The sequence below is a fragment of the Kribbella sp. NBC_01510 genome, assembly GCF_045040325.1.
In the GTDB taxonomy this organism is placed as follows: Bacteria; Actinomycetota; Actinomycetes; order Propionibacteriales; family Kribbellaceae; genus Kribbella.
In genome coordinates, this window is the sequence record NZ_CP109418.1 from 1937620 (window position 1) to 1954327 (window position 16708).

17 protein-coding genes and 1 tRNA gene are annotated in these 16708 nt (G+C 68.3%); 12 read left to right on the forward strand and 6 right to left on the reverse strand.

The window, feature by feature from the left end; translation table 11 throughout:
- The first annotated feature begins 6 nt into the window (after positions 1-6).
- Positions 7-174, forward strand: coding sequence for a hypothetical protein (locus OG558_RS09580; protein WP_405069887.1), 168 nt, complete (start codon positions 7-9; stop codon positions 172-174).
- Positions 171-350, forward strand: coding sequence for a hypothetical protein (locus tag OG558_RS09585; protein ID WP_405069888.1), 180 nt, complete (start codon positions 171-173; stop codon positions 348-350). The genes OG558_RS09580 and OG558_RS09585 overlap by 4 nt, the downstream gene beginning before the upstream one ends.
- A 26-nt stretch (positions 351-376) precedes the next feature.
- Here the strand turns inward: OG558_RS09585 and OG558_RS09590 are convergent, their stop codons facing one another.
- Positions 377-928 (reverse strand): hypothetical protein, encoded by a 552-nt coding sequence (locus OG558_RS09590; RefSeq protein ID WP_405069889.1) that lies wholly within the window; start codon positions 926-928, stop codon positions 377-379.
- A 187-nt stretch (positions 929-1115) separates the two neighbouring features.
- On the opposite strand from OG558_RS09590, the gene OG558_RS09595 reads away from it, so the two are divergent.
- From OG558_RS09595 to OG558_RS09610, 4 genes are all read left to right on the forward strand, one after another.
- Positions 1116-3269, forward strand: a complete 2154-nt coding sequence (locus OG558_RS09595; protein ID WP_405069890.1) for a (Fe-S)-binding protein — start codon at positions 1116-1118, stop codon at positions 3267-3269.
- 107 nt (positions 3270-3376) lie between these two features.
- Complete coding sequence (locus OG558_RS09600; RefSeq protein ID WP_405069891.1) at positions 3377-4171, forward strand: hypothetical protein; 795 nt, start codon at positions 3377-3379, stop codon at positions 4169-4171.
- Between the two features lie 127 nt (positions 4172-4298).
- Positions 4299-5840, forward strand: a complete 1542-nt coding sequence (locus tag OG558_RS09605) for an alkaline phosphatase D family protein (RefSeq protein ID WP_405069893.1) — start codon at positions 4299-4301, stop codon at positions 5838-5840.
- The gene (locus tag OG558_RS09610) at positions 5837-6703 is read left to right on the forward strand and encodes a hypothetical protein (protein ID WP_405069894.1); all 867 of its coding nucleotides are present in this window, start codon (positions 5837-5839) and stop codon (positions 6701-6703) included. Before OG558_RS09605 ends, OG558_RS09610 begins: the two co-directional genes overlap by 4 nt.
- Positions 6704-6765: 62 nt before the next feature.
- Here the strand turns inward: OG558_RS09610 and OG558_RS09615 are convergent, their stop codons facing one another.
- On the reverse strand, positions 6766-7560 hold the full coding sequence (locus OG558_RS09615) for an SDR family NAD(P)-dependent oxidoreductase (RefSeq protein ID WP_405069896.1): 795 nt from the start codon (positions 7558-7560) through the stop codon (positions 6766-6768).
- Between the two features lie 100 nt (positions 7561-7660).
- On the opposite strand from OG558_RS09615, the gene OG558_RS09620 reads away from it, so the two are divergent.
- From OG558_RS09620 to OG558_RS09635, 4 genes are all read left to right on the forward strand, one after another.
- Positions 7661-8440, forward strand: a complete 780-nt coding sequence (locus OG558_RS09620; protein WP_405069898.1) for a hypothetical protein — start codon at positions 7661-7663, stop codon at positions 8438-8440.
- Positions 8428-9270, forward strand: a complete 843-nt coding sequence (locus OG558_RS09625; RefSeq protein WP_405069899.1) for a DUF4097 family beta strand repeat-containing protein — start codon at positions 8428-8430, stop codon at positions 9268-9270. Before OG558_RS09620 ends, OG558_RS09625 begins: the two co-directional genes overlap by 13 nt.
- A gap of 105 nt (positions 9271-9375) precedes the next feature.
- Positions 9376-9600: a hypothetical protein gene (locus tag OG558_RS09630; RefSeq protein WP_329482819.1), complete on the forward strand. Its 225-nt coding sequence runs from the start codon at positions 9376-9378 to the stop codon at positions 9598-9600.
- A gap of 227 nt (positions 9601-9827) precedes the next feature.
- Complete coding sequence (locus OG558_RS09635; protein WP_329482820.1) at positions 9828-11303, forward strand: hypothetical protein; 1476 nt, start codon at positions 9828-9830, stop codon at positions 11301-11303.
- Between the two features lie 57 nt (positions 11304-11360).
- Here OG558_RS09635 and dcd read toward each other — a convergent pair whose 3' ends face one another.
- On the reverse strand, positions 11361-11936 hold the full coding sequence (gene dcd / locus OG558_RS09640) for a dCTP deaminase (protein ID WP_329482822.1): 576 nt from the start codon (positions 11934-11936) through the stop codon (positions 11361-11363).
- Between the two features lie 194 nt (positions 11937-12130).
- Positions 12131-12571, reverse strand: coding sequence for a MarR family transcriptional regulator (locus OG558_RS09645; protein WP_329482823.1), 441 nt, complete (start codon positions 12569-12571; stop codon positions 12131-12133).
- 389 nt (positions 12572-12960) lie between these two features.
- On the opposite strand from OG558_RS09645, the gene OG558_RS09650 reads away from it, so the two are divergent.
- Positions 12961-13034 (forward strand) — tRNA-Gly (locus OG558_RS09650).
- Positions 13035-13166: 132 nt separating this feature from the next.
- Here the strand turns inward: OG558_RS09650 and OG558_RS09655 are convergent.
- Entirely contained in the window at positions 13167-13742 is a 576-nt protein-coding gene (locus tag OG558_RS09655) for a TetR/AcrR family transcriptional regulator (RefSeq protein ID WP_405069900.1), read from the reverse strand.
- Between the two features lie 182 nt (positions 13743-13924).
- Here OG558_RS09655 and OG558_RS09660 point away from each other — a divergent pair, with 182 nt between their 5' ends.
- Positions 13925-16348, forward strand: a complete 2424-nt coding sequence (locus OG558_RS09660) for a hypothetical protein (protein ID WP_405069901.1) — start codon at positions 13925-13927, stop codon at positions 16346-16348.
- Here OG558_RS09660 and OG558_RS09665 read toward each other — a convergent pair.
- The gene (locus OG558_RS09665; RefSeq protein ID WP_405069902.1) at positions 16325-16696 is read right to left on the reverse strand and encodes a hypothetical protein; all 372 of its coding nucleotides are present in this window, start codon (positions 16694-16696) and stop codon (positions 16325-16327) included. The genes OG558_RS09660 and OG558_RS09665 overlap by 24 nt on opposite strands.
- Between the last annotated feature and the right edge of the window lie 12 nt (positions 16697-16708).

Here is a 16708-nt window from a genome sequence, read left to right on the forward strand (position 1 = left end):
GTCGGGTTGCCCTCGTCGCCGTACAAACTGGAGCATCAGCTGCTCGGCGGTGAGCCCGGACGGATGCAGGAGAAGCAGTGCGAGTACTTCGGCCCGCCTCAGGGTGAGTGCGATCTCGCGGCCGCTGACGACCGCGACCGATTGACCGGCACTGAGCAGCATCAGCCGGAGTGACGGCCGGCTGCGGCGGACCGGCCCTCCGCTACGGCGACCTCGACGCCGCCCTCGGCCTGTACGCCGGCCCGCTGCTGGCGCGCTCCGACGCGCCGGCTCTGCGCGCGGAACGTGACGAGCTGGACGCCACCGTCCGCCGCGCCGTCCGGCGGTCGCCGCCCGGGTCGACCGTCTGATCAGTTGAGCGACCAGCCCCGGTCGCTCAGGAATTCTGTCCGACCAGGATCCACATGTAGTCGTGGTTCTTCACCGGGAAGGTCGCGGTCTTCTTGCTGATCTCCTTGGTCTTCTTGCAGTTGCTGGTGGTGTAGCGCCAGCGGACCACCTGCACCATCCAGGACTGCTTGAGCTGCTGCAACCGCCGCACCTGGCCCGCCTTGACCTCCGCCGTGTACGACCAGTTCTGCGAGACCGAATAGGACTTACCGACAGTCTTGGAGTACTTGCTCTGGATCTCCGCGATCACCGCCGAGACGCTGACGCCGAGGTCACCGGTCCACGCCGAGTTCGACTCCGAGGTCGCCGTCCGCGAGTAGGTGATCCGGCCGGGTCCTTCGAACCAGTCGCTGTGCAGATTGGTCCCGACGTACACCTCTTTCCCATAGCGGGTGTACCAGTTGATCGTTCTGGTGTTGCACTTCTTTCCCGCGGCCGGAGCGGTGGCGGGGGCCGGGGTCGCACTCGCCGGCACGCTCGGCACCACCAAGCAGGTCACCAGCAGCAATCCCGCCGCGATTCCCTGACGAAGACGCATCACACTCTCCTTTGAAGAAGATTCACTTCTACTGCGGTCGCACTGGAAGGAAACTTACGAGTGGTCTAGCGCGGTCACAACGAGATCCAGGTAACGCTCTGTGTCGATTCGCTCACGACCACATCTCGGGCGTGACGAGGGCCGCATCGACATGACTCATGGGTAACCGACCAATAACATCGCTGGTATGCAGATCCTCGCCATCGTCGTCTCGCTCGCGGTCACCGCCGTCGGTATCGCGCTGTTCGGCAAGACGATCGGGCACATGGTGTCCGTCATCAAGCTGGGCCAGCCGGCCGGCCGCACCGATAACCCGGGGCGGCGCTCCGCCACGCTGGCCAAGGAGACCCTCGGCCACACCCGGATGCTGCAGTGGAGCCACGTCGGCGTCCTGCACTGGTTCGTCGCGTTCGGATTCATCGGGCTGTTCCTCACCCTGGTGACGGCGTTCGGCCAGTTGTTCGACCCGCACTGGGTGCTGCCGGTGATCGGCCACTGGTTCGTGTTCGAGTGGGTCAGCGAGTTCCTCACCTGGACCGGCCTGGTCTCGATCATCGGGCTGATGGCGATCCGGCTGCGCAATCTGCCGCGGGGCGAGAAGGGCCGCTACAGCCGGTTCTTCGGTTCCACCGCCTGGCAGGCGTACTACGTCGAGTACACGATCCTCGGCGTCCTGATCTGCATCCTGTTGCTGCGCGGACTGGAGTACGAGCTCGGCGGCGGCACGAAGTTCCACTTCCCGACCACGTTCTTCATCGGGGAGGCGCTCTTCGGCGGCATGTCCGAGCAGGCCCTGGAGAACACCGTCTACCTGGTCGCGATGATCAAGATCCTGATCTCGTTCGCCTGGATGATCACGATCTCGCTGAACGCCACGATGGGCGTGGCCTGGCACCGGTTCACCGCCTGGCCGAACATCTGGTTCAAGCGCAAGGCCGACGGCGGTACGGCGCTCGGCGCCCTGCAGCCGATCATGGTCAAGGGCGAGCCGATCGACTTCGAGAACATCGAGGAACTGGACGAGGACGCGGCGCTCGGCGTCGGCAAGGTCGAGGACTTCACCTGGAAGGGCCTGCTCGACTTCACCACCTGCACCGAGTGCGGCCGCTGCCAATCGCAGTGCCCGGCGTGGAACACCGACAAGCCGTTGTCACCCAAGCTGGTGATGATGAACCTGCGCGAGCACGCGTACGCCAAGGCGCCGTACCTGCTGGCGTCGTCCGACGACGAGCGGAAGTCGCTGCCCGAGCTGGTACTCGCGGAACAGGACAAGCCGCTCGTGGGTCCCGCGGACGTCGCGGTCATCGACGAGGACGCGCTGTGGGCGTGCACCTCGTGTGGTGCGTGCGTGCAGCAGTGCCCGGTCGACATCGAGCACGTCGACGCGATCATGGACATGCGCCGCTACCAGGTACTGATCGAGTCGTCGTTCCCGTCCGAGCTCAACGGACTCTTCAAAGGCCTGGAGAACAAGGGCAATCCGTGGAACATGAACCCGTCCGGCCGGATGGACTGGGCCAAGGACCTACCGTTCGAGGTCAAGCAGGTCGGTGCGGACGTGGAGACGCTGGCCGAGGTCGAGTACCTGTTCTGGGTCGGCTGCGCCGGTGCCTACGAGGATCGCGCGAAGAAGACCACGCAGGCGGTCGCCGAACTACTCGACATCGCCGGCGTCAGCTTCGCCGTACTGGGTGATGGCGAGACCTGCACCGGTGACCCGGCCCGGCGGTCCGGCAACGAGTTCGTCTTCCAGCAGCTCGCGATGCAGAACGCGGAGGTCTTCAAGGAGACCGGCGCGAAGAAGGTCGTCTCCACCTGCGCGCACTGCTTCAACACGCTGAAGAACGAGTACTCCCAGCTCGGTGTCGAGCTCGACGTGGTCCACCACACCCAGCTGCTCAACCGCCTCGTCCGCGAGGGCAAGCTGACTCCGGTCGCGCCGGCCGACAGCTCACTCAACGGCCAGAAGATCACCTACCACGACCCGTGCTACCTCGGCCGCCACAACCAGGTGTACGACGCTCCGCGCGAACTGCTCGACATCATCCCGGGCGCGGAGTACGCCGAGATGCCGCGGAACCAGACCAAGTCGTTCTGCTGCGGTGCCGGTGGTGCGCGGATGTGGATGGAGGAGAAGCTCGGCAGCCGGATCAACCTGAACCGGACCACGGAGGCGGTCGAGACCGGCGCGGACAAGATCGCCACCGGCTGCCCGTTCTGCCGGGTGATGCTGTCCGACGGCCTCACCGCCAAGCAGGCGGACGGTTCGGCCCGGGAATCGGTCGAGGTCCAGGACGTGGCCCAGCTCCTGCTCGCATCGGTCAAGCGCGGCGCGAACTGATCAATGCTGCGTTAAGCCTGCTTGCAACAAGCTGTAAAAGACTTCCTCTCCAGGCGGTCCAGACCATAAGATCCGACGGTTTGCACACCTGGGGAGGAATCCACACCATGAAGCTCCGCACGGCGATCGCCGCCGTCGCCACCGTTCCGCTTGCTCTCGGCCTGGCCGCCTGCGGTAACGACGCCAAACCCGAAGCCACCGGCTACAAGCCGTCCGCTCCGGCCTCGACTCCGGCCGCCACCAACACCGCCGCGCCGGTCAAGCCCGCACCCGTGGCACACCTGAACCGCGTCACCTTCGTCCCGTCGATGAACGCCGCGATGACCAAGCAGAAGTCCTGGCGCGTCACCGGCAAGATGACCGCCAACGGCACCACCGTGCTGACGATGGACGGCTTTCAGACCGCCAAGCCATTGGCCCTGTCGATGGAGATGACCGGTGCTGCCTTCCAGGGCAAGACGGCGAAGATGGTCATGATCAAGGGCACCGGCTACCTGTCGATACCAGGCGTCACGCCTGCCGGCAAGTATCTGAAGATCAATACCGGCCAGTCCGACCAGCTCGGCGAACTCCTCGAGGGCGGCGACCCGACCAAGATCTTCAAGTCCTTCGACTCGAGCCTGGCCAGCGTCAAGTTCGTCCGCACGGAGACCATCGGCGGCGAGAAGCTGGACCGGTACGCCGTCACCGTCAACACCGCGAAAGCCCTGGCCGCACAAGGCAAGAAGGTCCCCGCGGGCCTGCCGAAGACCCTGACCTACTCGATGTGGATGGACAAGTCCCACCTGGTCCGCCGCCTGTCGTTCGACCTCAGTGGCGTGTCGATGGTGATGTCGATGTCCGAGTACAACAAGCCCGTCAGCATCACCGCACCTCCCGCGAGCAAAGTCGTCAGCCGCTGAGACCGGATCCGGACAGATCCCACCCGATCCTGAGAACTTCTCGTAATCTCCCGTTACGGAAGTGATCACCTATGGATGATCGGGTGGGCCTGTGCCGATGCGCAGTAGTCGACGAACCTTTCTGACCGTGTCCGGGACGGCGGCCGCGCTGGCGCTGACCGGCAAGCTGCCCGAGATCGGGAGTGCGACGGCCGGCTCGACCGGCCGGCCCGATCGGCGGGATCCGTTTACTTTGGGAGTCGCGTCCGGCGATCCGTTGCCGGACGCGGTGGTGATCTGGACCAGGCTCGCGCCGGAGCCGCTCACGCCGTTCGGCGGGATGGACCGGCGTCCGGTCGAGGTCCAGTGGCAGGTCGCGGAGGACGAGCACTTCCGCCGGATCGTCCGCGACGGCGTGACCCAGGCCCGGCCGGAGGCGAGCCACTCGGTGCACGTCGACGTACGAGGACTGCGCCCGTGGCGGCAGTACTGGTACCGCTTCCGCGCGAACGGCAGGCTCAGCCCGGTCGGCCGGACCAAGACCGCGCCGCCGGCCGACGCGAACCTGTCCCAACTGTCGTTGGCCTTCGCCTCCTGCCAGGCCTCGTGGGAGGGCTGGTACACGGCGTACGCCGACATGGCCGAGCGAGACCACGATGTGGTGTTCTTCCTCGGCGACTACATCTACGAGTTCGGCATCGACCGCGGTATCCGGCCGGACTCGAACGAGCCCTACATCACCCAGCAGACCGTCACGCTGGACGAGTACCGCCTCCGGTACGCGGCGTACAAGCTGGATCCGGACCTTCAGCGAGCTCATGCGGTGGCGCCGTGGATCGTAACGCTCGACGACCACGAGGTGGTGGACAACTGGGCCGACGAGGCGCATCCGAGCGCGCCACCCGCGCAGTTCCTGGTCCGGCGCGCCAACGCGTTCCGCGCGTACTGGGAACACATGCCGCTGCGGCTCGCGCAGTTGCCGAAGGGTCCGGACATGCAGCTTTACCGGCGATTCCAGTTCGGGCGGCTAGCCGAGTTCAGTGTGCTCGACACCCGGCAGTACCGCTCGGACCAGGCGTACGGCGACGGCACCAAGGCGCCCGGTCCGGAGACGAAGGACCCGGCCCGTACGATCACCGGAGACGCCCAGGAGAAGTGGCTGCTCGACGGCTGGACCGCCTCGCGATCGCGCTGGAACGTGATGGCCCATCAGACCGCGATCGCCCGGCTCGACACCAAGGACGGTCCCGACGTCCTGGTCCCGATGGACACCTGGGACGGGTACGAGGCGTCCCGCGACCGGATCCTCGGCGGCGCCGCGCAACGCAAGGTCCGCAACCTGGTCTCGATCGCCGGCGACCTGCACCGCAGCGTCGCCTCGGACCTCAAGCTCGACTTCACGAACCCCGACTCGCAGACCGTCGCCGCCGAGTTCGTCGGTACGTCGATCACGTCCGGCCTGGACGGCATGGACATCGATCCCGGCGGCCAGACTCTGCTGAACGAGAACCCGCACATCAAGTTCGGCAACTTCCAGCGCGGTTACGTGAGCTGCAGCATCACGCCGCAGCAGTGGATCTCCGACTACCGGGTGGTCGACAAGGTCACGGTCCAGAACGGCACTGTCAGCACCCGCGCCAAGCTCTTCGTCGAGGACGGGCGCCCGGGCATCTCGGAGGTGCAGCGATGAAGATCCGCTGGCAGTCGGCCGTCGGCTTCGGTGCCGCGGTGGCGGCGACCCTGGTCGCGTCCAGTTCGGTGCCCCAGGCAACCAACAGTAACCCGCAGACCGACGTACAGATCTCGGTCGAACCGCAGCAGCTCAGCGTCGTCGGCTTGCCGTGCTTCCCGGGCAACCTGACGCTCACCATGACCAACACCGGCAGCCAGGACCGGTACGCCGACCTGACGCTGGCCCCGAGTGGTCCGTTGCAACTGTCCCGGGAGCTGTTCTCGTCCTGGCTGCCGGCCGTCGACCCCGACCAGCCGGTGTCCGCACCGGTCGAGGTCCGCGTCCCGCGTGACACCGAGCCCGGCTCGTACAAGATCGACCTCGAGGTCGACAAGACCAGGCTCACCGTCCCGGTCCAGGTGAACCCGCTGCCGTCGAAGGACCCGGGCAGCAACGTCGCCCTCGGCGAGCAGGCCGCCGCCTCGTCGACGCACGGCAACTTCTTCCTCTGCGGCGCGGTCGACGGCGACAAGGACTCCGAGCACTGGGACACCCTGACCGGCTGGAACGACGGCACCCGAGCGGTCTTCCCCGACAACTACGACGTCGCCCTCGCCCAGCCGACCACCATCAACCGCGTCGAGCTCTACACCCTCGACTCGGCCAAGTACCCGGCCGCGACCAATGGCCTGCGCGACTGGGACGTCCAGGTCTCGGCCAACGGGACGTGGCAGACCGTCGCCCAGGTCCGCGGCAACACCGCCGGTCACGTCACGTCCACCTTCGCCCCCGTCCAAGCCACGGCCGTCCGCATCCTCTGCCTCGACGGCAACGACCACACCTACTCCCGCATCGTCGAACTCGAGGTCTACGGCCCCTGACGATCCGTTGCGTCCGAAGAAGTGAGCGCTATAGGCCACGCTTCTTCGGACGTCAGCGGTTGTCAGTGCAGGTAGGAGGCGCCGTTGAAGTCGAGGACGGCGCCACTGGACCAGGTGGCCTGCGGGGAGGCGAGCCAGACGATGGCGTCGGCGACCTCCTCGGCGGTGGCGGTGCGGTTGAAGGGGCTCTGGGCGCGGATCGCATCGCCGCCGGGACCGGACAGGATGGTCTCGGTCATGTCGGTCGTGATGAATCCCGGCGCGATTGACGTCACGGTGATGTCATGTGGCGCCAGCGAGACTGCCAACGACTGGCCCAGGGAGTGCAGTCCGGCCTTCGCGGCGCCGTAGGCGGGCACGTCCGGCTCGCCGCGGTAGGCGCCGCGCGACCCCACGTTGACGATCGCACCCCGCCGTACGCCCTCGGCAGGCTCCTTGTCGAGCATCTGCCGGGCCACGCACCAGGTCACGTGCGCCGCCCCTTCCAGATTCACCGCGAGGGTACGACGCCAGGCCGCGACCCACTCGTCGTACGGCGTCTCGGCCAGCGGATGCCCGATCCGGCGGGACCCGGCGACCGGCTCGTCGACGAACAGCGCGGCGTTGTTCACCAGCACGTCGATCCGGCCGAGCGCGGTGGCCGATTCCTCAACCAGGGCAGGGATTGCGGCCGGATCGCCGAGATCGGCGGCGACCACCGCGTGACCGTCGCCGGGCAGCCCGGCCCGGACCTCCTCGGCCCGGTCGACCGCGCCACGGCAATGCAGCACGACCCGGTCGCCGGCCCGCGCGAACGCCCGCGCGGCGGCCGCTCCGACGCCCCTGGACGCGCCGGTGACGAGTACTCCTCTGGACACGGTTCCTCCTGTCGACGACTGGCCCTCATTCTGCCCGTGCCACCACCATGACATCAGAAGGGGTTGACAGTGACGTCACGATGACGTCATGCTTGCTGCCATGGAACTTGATCACTACCTCGAGTCGGTCCGGCGGAGCGTCGAGAACGCAACCGCCCTGGCCGACGACCAAACTCGCTCCGTGGCGCAGCGCCTCGGAGCCACGCTGGATGACGCGGGCCGCCTGGCCCTCATCTCAGCCCTGTCCGACGCCGCCGGGGAGATCAGCCGCGAGCTGTCCCCCGGTTCGGTCGAGCTCCGGATGGCCGGTGGCCGTCCCGAGTTCGTGGTCACGCCGGCTCCGAGCCAGCTGACCGGTCCGGACGAGACCGACGACGACATCGACGAAGAGAACGACACCGACGTCACCGACCAGCTCACGCTGGACGCCGACGAGCCGACCGCACGGATCACGCTGCGGCTGCCGATGTCGATCAAGAACAAGGTGGACGAAGCCGCCACGGCCGAGGGCATCTCCTCGAACGCGTGGCTGATGCGCACCGTGATGACCGAGCTGAGCGACCGCCGCCGAGGTGGCCCCCGCCCGCCCCGGCCGCCGCGCCCGCCGCGCGGTGGGGTCTTCGGACCGGACGGACCGCTCGGCCCGAACGGCCCGCTCGGACCCGACGGGGTCTTCGGACCGGACGGAGTGTTCGGCCCCGGTGGACCCTTCGGTGAGGAAGGCGTGTTCGGCAACGACCGCGGCCGGCGTGGCCGCGACCGCGACCGGGAGCGCCGTCGCGAAGACAAGGATCAGCGCCGCGAGGAGCACCAGCGGCGGCACGAGGAGCGCCGTGGGGGCCGCGGGCCGGGACAACGGATGACGGGATGGGTCCAGTGAGCGGCTTCAGCAGCCAGATCGTCGAGGACGCGGGCAAGATCGACCGGGTCCGGATCGAGATCGGCTCCGGCAAGGTCGAGATCGTGCCTAACGACGGCACCGAGACCATCGTCAGTCTGGACGTCGACAGCGGTCCCGAGGACGACGTGGTCTTCACCGTCGAGGACGGCGAACTGATCGTCGAGGGTCCCCGCAACGTCCGTGGCCGCGGCCCGCAGATCCAGGTCAGGATCGCCACCCCGGCGACGCTGGACGCGCGGATCAAGACCGGCTCCGGCGACATCGACTCGCGGATGCCGTTGGGTACGGCGCGGTTGTCGACCGGCTCCGGCGACGTCCAGCTCGACCGGGTCGAGGGTGACCTCGGAGTCAGCACCGGCAGCGGCGACGTCAAGGTCGAGCACGCGGCCGGCACGGTCCGGGCCAGCACCGGCTCCGGGTCGATCGACATCGGCGAGGCCGCCGACGGGCTCGGCCTGAGCACCGGCTCCGGCGACGTCAAGGTCGGCGACGCCGGCGGTCCCACCACCGTCAAGGTCGGCTCGGGTGACATCACCATCGAGCGGATCCGCGACCACTCGGTCGCCACCTCCGGCTCCGGCGACGTCACGGTCGAGATCGCCGACGGGCCGAGCGTCCAGGCCGAGACTGCTCGCGGTGACGTCCGGATCGGGGTGCCCGACGGCGTCCCGGCGTACCTGGACCTGAAGACCGTCACCGGACGGATCCGGTGCGAGCTGGAGCCCGGCGAGAAGCCGGCCGAGGGTGAGCACGCGCTGATGTTGCGGGCCCGCACCGTCTCCGGCGACATCACCGTCGTCAAGGTCTGAACCACACCACCCAGGAAGGTCCCGCACGTCTTAGGTCTGGCGGGACCTGGGCGAAGCATTGCCGAAATCACATCAGTACGGGGACAACGTGAGGGGAGCAAGGACATGATCACCGAATACGAAGAGGTCGCACGCTACCGGGTCGCCGAGCAGTTGCGGGCCGCCGAGGCCAGGGCCCAGCGCCGCGACCGCAAGCCGGAGGGCAACGGCCCGCGGCACGGACTCGCCACCGCCCTCCGCCGCCTGGCCGACCGCCTCGAGCCGGCCTCCCGCCGGCTGGCCGAACCGCAGCCCCGCCACCGCGGGACCGGCCTGTCGATCGTCCGATGACCGGCGTACCGATGACCGGCCAACCGCTGAGCGGTGCAGCCGCCGCACTCTGCAGCGTGCTGCACCGCCTGGGACTGGTGACGGTGGGGACCCGGAGTCACAGCTGAGTCTGCAGGTTGGTGCAACCCCTGTGGATAACCGCGATCGGGGACCCGCGAACACTGCTAGCGTTCAGGCGATCATTCTCGGTCGAGACCTGGGGAGAGTAACCAACGATGCTGCGTCCGATGGTCGCAACAGCCGCCGTCACCGCCGCCGTCGTCCTGCTGGCCGGCTGCGGCGGAGACGACAAGAAGTCCGACGCGAAGTCCGCAGGCGGAGAGTCCGCGGCCCCGGCCACCCCGTCGGCGCCACCCGTAGCCTCCTTCGACCCGCCCAAGGGATTCGCCGCCGTGTCGGCGTTCGGCGTCCCGCGGAGCGACAAGGACAACCAGTACAGCCTCACCTCCGGCATGGTCGGCCAGACCACGCTGATCGCGGGCAAGTTCGGCATCACCGGACGGAACATCGCCGGCCAGGGCCAGCCGTGGACCGTCCCACCGGCGGAAGCGGAGACCACCACCATCGCAGCAGTCACCGGGCCTATGCCCGTGCAGCTTGACGGCAAGGACGTGGTCGCGATCGCGTACATCCAGTCCGTCGCCGGCAGCGGCACCCAGAAGGCCAAGGGCCAAGTGCTGTTCCAGTGGATCGACGCCGCCGACGGCAAGAAGGTCGCCGAAGTGGCCGCGGACCTCACTCCGCTCCTCGGCCCCGGCCAGACCGGCGACAACATCGTGAGCCAGGCATACGACGCCGCCACCGGTCAGATCGTGATCGGCGTCCATCCCGACACTGCGACCGCGAAGTCCGGCGGGATCTTCACCGTCTTCGCCGACCCGAAGACCCAGAAGTCGGGCCTCATCCCGTCCTTCGAACCGGCCGGCGTGCTCAACGGAGTGGTCGCCGGAGTGAACGGCGGCGATGCGGCCGGCCGCGGCACCACGACGATCCTGATCGCCGATGCGGCGACAGGCAAGATCACCAAGCAGTTCCCGACCAAGCAGGCCTCGCTGTGGAGCGCGGGCCACGGCTCGAAGCGCGCCTATGTGTCCGGCAGCACCAGCGGCGGAGACAAGTTCAGCAACGTCGTGTACTCGATCGACATCGCCACCGGTGCGGTCGTGCCGATCCCGGCTCAGGTTGTCGATCACCTGATGAAGTTCAGGTGCTTGGGCGACGAGGCCAACGCCGTGGTCTGCGTCGAAGGCGCCGGCAACAGCAGCGAGATCATCGGTATCGATGACACCACCGGCAAGAAGACCTGGGGGTACACCGACAAGGCTGCGAACCGGATCGTCCCCGACCTCACCGCAGCCTTCCACGGCGTCGTCTACGGGCAGACCGAGGCACAGCCGGTGATGCTCGATGCAGCCACCGGGAACGACGTTCCGACCAGCGCGCCGACACCATCGGACAGCACGAGCCCGTCGGACGGTGGCACTCCGTCGGAGAGCAGCACGCCGACCGAGGGGTCGACGCCGAGCCAGGACCCGGGCTCGCAGCCGACTGATCCGGGCAGTGCGAACGGTTCGGACATGTCCCTGTACAACGACAAGCCAGAGTCGCCGACCGCGGTGACGAAGTACGGCGGCGTCTACTCGCAGGCACCGGGCGGCTCCAGCTTCCAGAGCGTGCTGATCGCGCTCAAGCCGACCGCCTGATCGGACCACACGGCGAAAGGGCTCCCGGGGTCGGGAGCCCTTTCGCGTTGCGGCGTACTAGATATCGGTGCGGTGGAAGTTCTGGTAGGAGCGCGACGGGGTGGGGCCGCGTTGGCCCTGGTAGCGGGAGCCGTACTTGGTGGAGCCGTACGGGTGCTCGGCCGGGGACGACAGCCGGAAGAAGCAGAGCTGGCCGATCTTCATACCGGGCCAGAGCTTGATCGGCAGCGTCGCCACGTTGGACAGCTCCAGCGTCACGTGCCCGGAGAACCCGGGGTCGATGAACCCGGCGGTGGAGTGCGTCAGCAGCCCGAGCCGGCCCAGCGAGGACTTGCCCTCCAGCCGCGCCGCCACGTCGTCGGGCAGCGTCACCAGCTCGTACGTCGATCCCAGGACGAACTCACCGGGATGCAGGATGAACGGCTCCTCGCCGTCCGGCTCGACCAGCCGGGTCAGGTCGGGCTGTTCCTCGGCCGGGTCGATGTGCGGGTACTTGTGGTTCTCGAAGACCCGGAAGAACCGGTCCAGCCGTACGTCGACACTCGACGGCTGCACCATCGCAGCGTCGAACGGATCCAGCTGGACCCGCTTCGCGTCGAGCTCGGCCAGGATGTCACGGTCGGAGAGCAGCACGGTCGCACGTTAGCAGCGCGCTGCTCATCCGCCCAGTTCCCGCCTCACTCCGCCGGTCGTCCGGCGGATCTGTCCGTGGGCCGGTGGTGGATCGTCCGGAGCCCTCAGCTCCCCGGCGAGACCTCACCACCAGACCTTCACGGGCGGTTCCGATACCGTTGCGGCGTACCGAAACCGGGCCTGAGGCAACTAACTCAGCCGGCCACTTTGTTGAATCTCGACACCTGGGTGGCGAAGGTCTTCACCTGCGCCGGCGACCAGTCCTTGAGCAGGTCCTCGATCACCTTGTGCCGCTTCTTCCGGGCCGCCGCCAGCTTGCGCTTGCCGGCCGCCGTCAGGGTCAGCAGGGTCGCCCGCGCGTCCGACTTGTCGGCCGCACGCTTCAGCAGACCTTCCTCCTCCAGCCGCGCACAGGCCCGGCTGACCGGACCCTTGTCCACCTCGAGCGCCGCGACCAGGTCGGCCATCCGCACCGGCGCCAGCTCCTCGACGTGGTTCAGCAACGCGTACTGCGCCGGCTCCAGGTCCGGATGCGCTTCGTCGGACAGCTTCCGCTGCAGACCACGCAGCCGGCGCGCCATCGTGACGAGCTCCGTCTCCAGGTTCTCCAGCGCGTCACTTGTGTCTGTTGCCACCGTTCACCCCTTCATCCAGTTGCCCCGCAACCATCTTGTCCGGTCCTGACGAGGACCGCATCCTCACGTTGCGTCAAATGTTGCCCCCGGCAACGCGTTCTAATCTGCCAGAAGATGACGGACCTGCCCAGTCCTGAGCGTGCCCTTTGTGGAAAACTCCCCAAGAACCCCGATCGCAAACCGTCCGCGACCCCTTTTCGATGCGTTCGGCACCTGATCTCCTGACCCCGCAACAACCACCCCACCGGCCGGTCCCGAACGACGGACCGAGGTGCCGGGCCGGGCGGTGCGCCACAGTCGGCCGTCCGTTCGCGCCGCGCCGCACCCGTCGTGCTTTCGCCCCCACCGATCGGCTATGCTCTTCTGCGCCTGCCGGTTCCGCCGGCTGCGCGGGTGTAGTTCAATGGCAGAACATCAGCTTCCCAAGCTGACAGTGCGGGTTCGATTCCCGTCACCCGCTCCAGATGTCAAAGCCCAGGCCCACCGTTTCGGGACCTGGGCTTTGTTGCGTACTCGCCTGTGCATCAAACGGTTGACCCAGCTGCGGTCCAGACCGTTGCCTTGGTCAACCGTGCGCAGCTCCGGGTCGCGATCGTCACTGCTGGACGAGGTAAGGCGCGATCATCAGGTCCAGCTGGTCGGCCAGGAAGTCACGGAGAGAACCCCAGTCGGTCACTGCCCAGACCTGGAGAGCACCGGTGAAACAGACAAGGGTGTGGCGAGCAAGCGCCGGTACGTCGGTGTCGGGGCGCAGCTCACCGGCTTGCACAGCGGCTTGGTAGAGCCGGGCGCAGGTGTCCACGATTGCCGCCGAGTGCGCGAGCGCGTGCTGCCGGAAGTCGGGGTCGGTGACGTCGACCCCGTTGCCGAGCTCTTCACGGTGCTTGATGTGGGCAACGGCCGTCAGCGCGAAATCCCGCAGCGCGGCCAGTGGGGAGGTGTTCCGCGCCTCCGCTTCCTCGGCCGCGCGGAGCACCATGAACGGTGATCGGGCGGCCGAGGCAAGCAGCAGACCGCGCTTGGAGCCGAACCGTTGCAGCAGCGTCGGCGGTGCGAGACCGGCCCGTGCACCGACCGCAGCCAGGGTCAGTTTCGCCGGCCCCAGCTCGGCGAGGACCCGGCGGGTCGCGTCCAGGATCACGTCGTCACTCACGAGCCTCGGCCGGGCCATCCGGCCACCTCCGAGTTTGTGAATGGCCATTCGTTAATTGATGGAACAGTAACAGATTCTTGTGCGGTCAGTTATTCAGTGGCAACGGGTGATCGTCGGGCCACTGAGGGTCCCGGCGGGGGTCCCGTTGCCCGGTCCACCCGCCGCGGGCTGGGTTTTCGTCGTACAACGGGAGCCTTTTCATGCGTTTCGCCCGCACCGCCCTGGGCCTGCTGCTGAGCTTGGCCGGTCTCGTGGTCACCGTCGCCGGAGCCGTGGCGGCCTTCTGGCTGGTCGGCCCGGACAACACGATCTCCACGTCCGCCCGGGAGCTGACCAGCGAGGGCCTGGCCGTCATCACCGCGCCCGACCTGCTCGACCGGCACGGACCGACCCTGCACGTGACCGCGACCGGCGGCAAGCCGCTGTTCGTCGGGGTCGGGCAGGACCTCGACGTCCGCGACTACCTGGCCGGCGCCGCGCACACTCGGCTGATCCGCTTCGACCCGCCGGCCACGTTCGGCACCCAGGACATGCGCGGCCGCAGCACCAAGCTGACGTCTCCTGGCGACCTCGACTGGTGGGTCGCGAAGTCTGGCACGGGACAGTCGTCGGTCGCCTGGCCGATCCAGGACGGCCGGTACGACGTAGTCGTGATGAACGCGGACGGGAGCCCGGCGGTAGGCGCGCAGGTCCGCTTCGGCGTCGAGATCCACCGCGCCTTCGGCATCAGCCTCATCACCCTGGGCGCCGGCATCGTGGTCCTCGCCCTCGGCCTAAGCCTTATCCTCCGCCGCCGCCCGGCCGCTACGGCAGCTCCAATCACCGCCTTCCCGGTGGTCGCCCTCCCTGCAGCCCGTCAGGCTGCACACACTCCCGCCGGTTCTGCCGCTGCGGCTGGCGCTGGCCCTGCGGCTGGCTCTGGCTATGGGGCTGGCGCTGGCTATGGGGCTGGGGCAGGGGCTGTCCAGACTGCGGCAACCGTCGAGCCTGCTGCCGCGCTCCAGCCCGCCACGGCACTCGAGCCCGCGCTAGCCTCCTCCACTGTGGCGCCGACCTCCCAGGCACCCACCCCCACCCCGGCATCCACCTCGTTCGCGGCGACCACCTCGTCCGCGGCGACCACCTTCGCGCCGACGCGTGTCACGGCGAGCCCGTTCGCGCCCACGCCGCCGCCCCCCGCTGTGCCAGCCGCTCCGATGTTCATGTCGGCGGCCGCGGTCGCGAGGGCGAAGTCGCCCAGACTCCTGGTCGGGTTCGGCGCGACCACCTGCGGCGAGCCGAGGTACACCGAACACTCCGACAAACGCGGGTACGGCGAATCGCGCGGCGACCGGTCACCGTCCAACAAGCCGCCCTACGACGGGCCGACATACGACAGACCCGCGTACGACGGACCCGCGTACGACCGACCGTCATACGAGCAGCCGGCGAACGGGCGGCCAGCGCACGACCGACCGTCATACGAGCAGCCGGCCGACGAGCAGCCGGCGAAGGAGCGGCCGGCACACGAGCGCCCCGCGGACGAGCGGCCGGCGGGCGAGCGGGCGACGAACGGGCGGCCGGCGGAGCAGGGAGGCGTTGGGGCGGAGACTGTTTCGTTGGTGGAGTCGCCGGAGTTCGAGAAGAGTGATGAGGCGGTGCGGCGGACGGCGGCGCTGCTCGCCAGCGGCGCATTGTTGCTCACGACAACAAGTTGCGGCCTGCTGCCGGCCCAGAACAGCGACGCCGCGCCGGAGCGCCGCCCGGCCGTGACGCTCGCCGACGCGCAGGCCGTCGTCCAGCGCTACAACCAGATCAACAACCAGGCGAACCGGGCCCGCGACACCAACCTGTCCGAGACGATCGAGGCGGATCCGACCCTCGCCCAGACCCGGGCCGGCTTCCTGATCGGGCGGAAGCTCGACGCGCCTGGCAAGGACAAGGACAAGCCGTTCACCTACACCGACCCGCGGATCGGCGCCCCCGAGTTCGGGTCGTACCCGATGCGGTTCGTGGTCAGCTCCGGCGTCTCGAACGCCCCGGGGAGCCGCCAGCTCGGCGTCTGGCAGCGACAAAGCGCGGGCGCGCCGTGGTTGCTGACGAACTCGGTCTACCCCTCGAAGACGATGAAGCTGCCGCCGCTGGAGGGCCTGCGGACTCCGGCCAAGGCCGACCTGGACAAGCTGGCCAGCCTGCCGGCCGCGGCCGGCGCGAGCCTCGCGGCGTACCTGACCGGCGGCGTGAAGGCCCCGCAGGCGAAGCTGTTCACACCCTCCCCCGGGATATCGAAGCTCCTCGAGCTGCGCGCCAAGTCCAAGGTCGCGGATACCGCCGAGACGTACATCGCGAGCGTCGCCGACACCTTCCAGCCGTCCGGCGACCCGCTCACCTTCATCACGTCGTCGGGCGAGGCGCTCGTGTTCCTCTCCCTCACCGAGCAGTACCTGCAGCGTGTCGAGCCGGGTTCGAACGCGTACTGGACCAGCGGCGAGGCGACCGCCTTCAGCAGCATGGTCAAGTACACGCAGACCCTGCACCAGGACTACCTCCACCAACTCGCCCTCGTCATCCCGACCAAGGCGACCGGCGGCCCGATCCGCATCCTCTCGATGGACGGCCAGCTAGTCGGCGCCGGAGGCTCGTAACAACCACCGCCACCGCGGCTGCTCTGTCACGACACACCCAACCGCAAGCACGCTTACCACGACTGCGACCGCCATCGGCCACGCAAACCAAGCGGCGACAACCGCGGCGACCAACTGGAGCAGCACCAGCAGAATGGTCACCACCCCGGGCACCGCGACGATCACGCGCGGCTTGTCCCCTGGGGTCTGGAAGATCGTCGGCAGACCTATCAGTACGACGACGGACGCGACGGCCAGCGGGATCGAGTACGGGGCGAGCGCCCACGGGGTCGCGATCCAGGCGATCAGCTCGGTGGTGAACCGGAGAGCCGAGGCGAGCCGGCTGTCCGGTGACGTCTGCGTGGTCACGGCGGAACGATG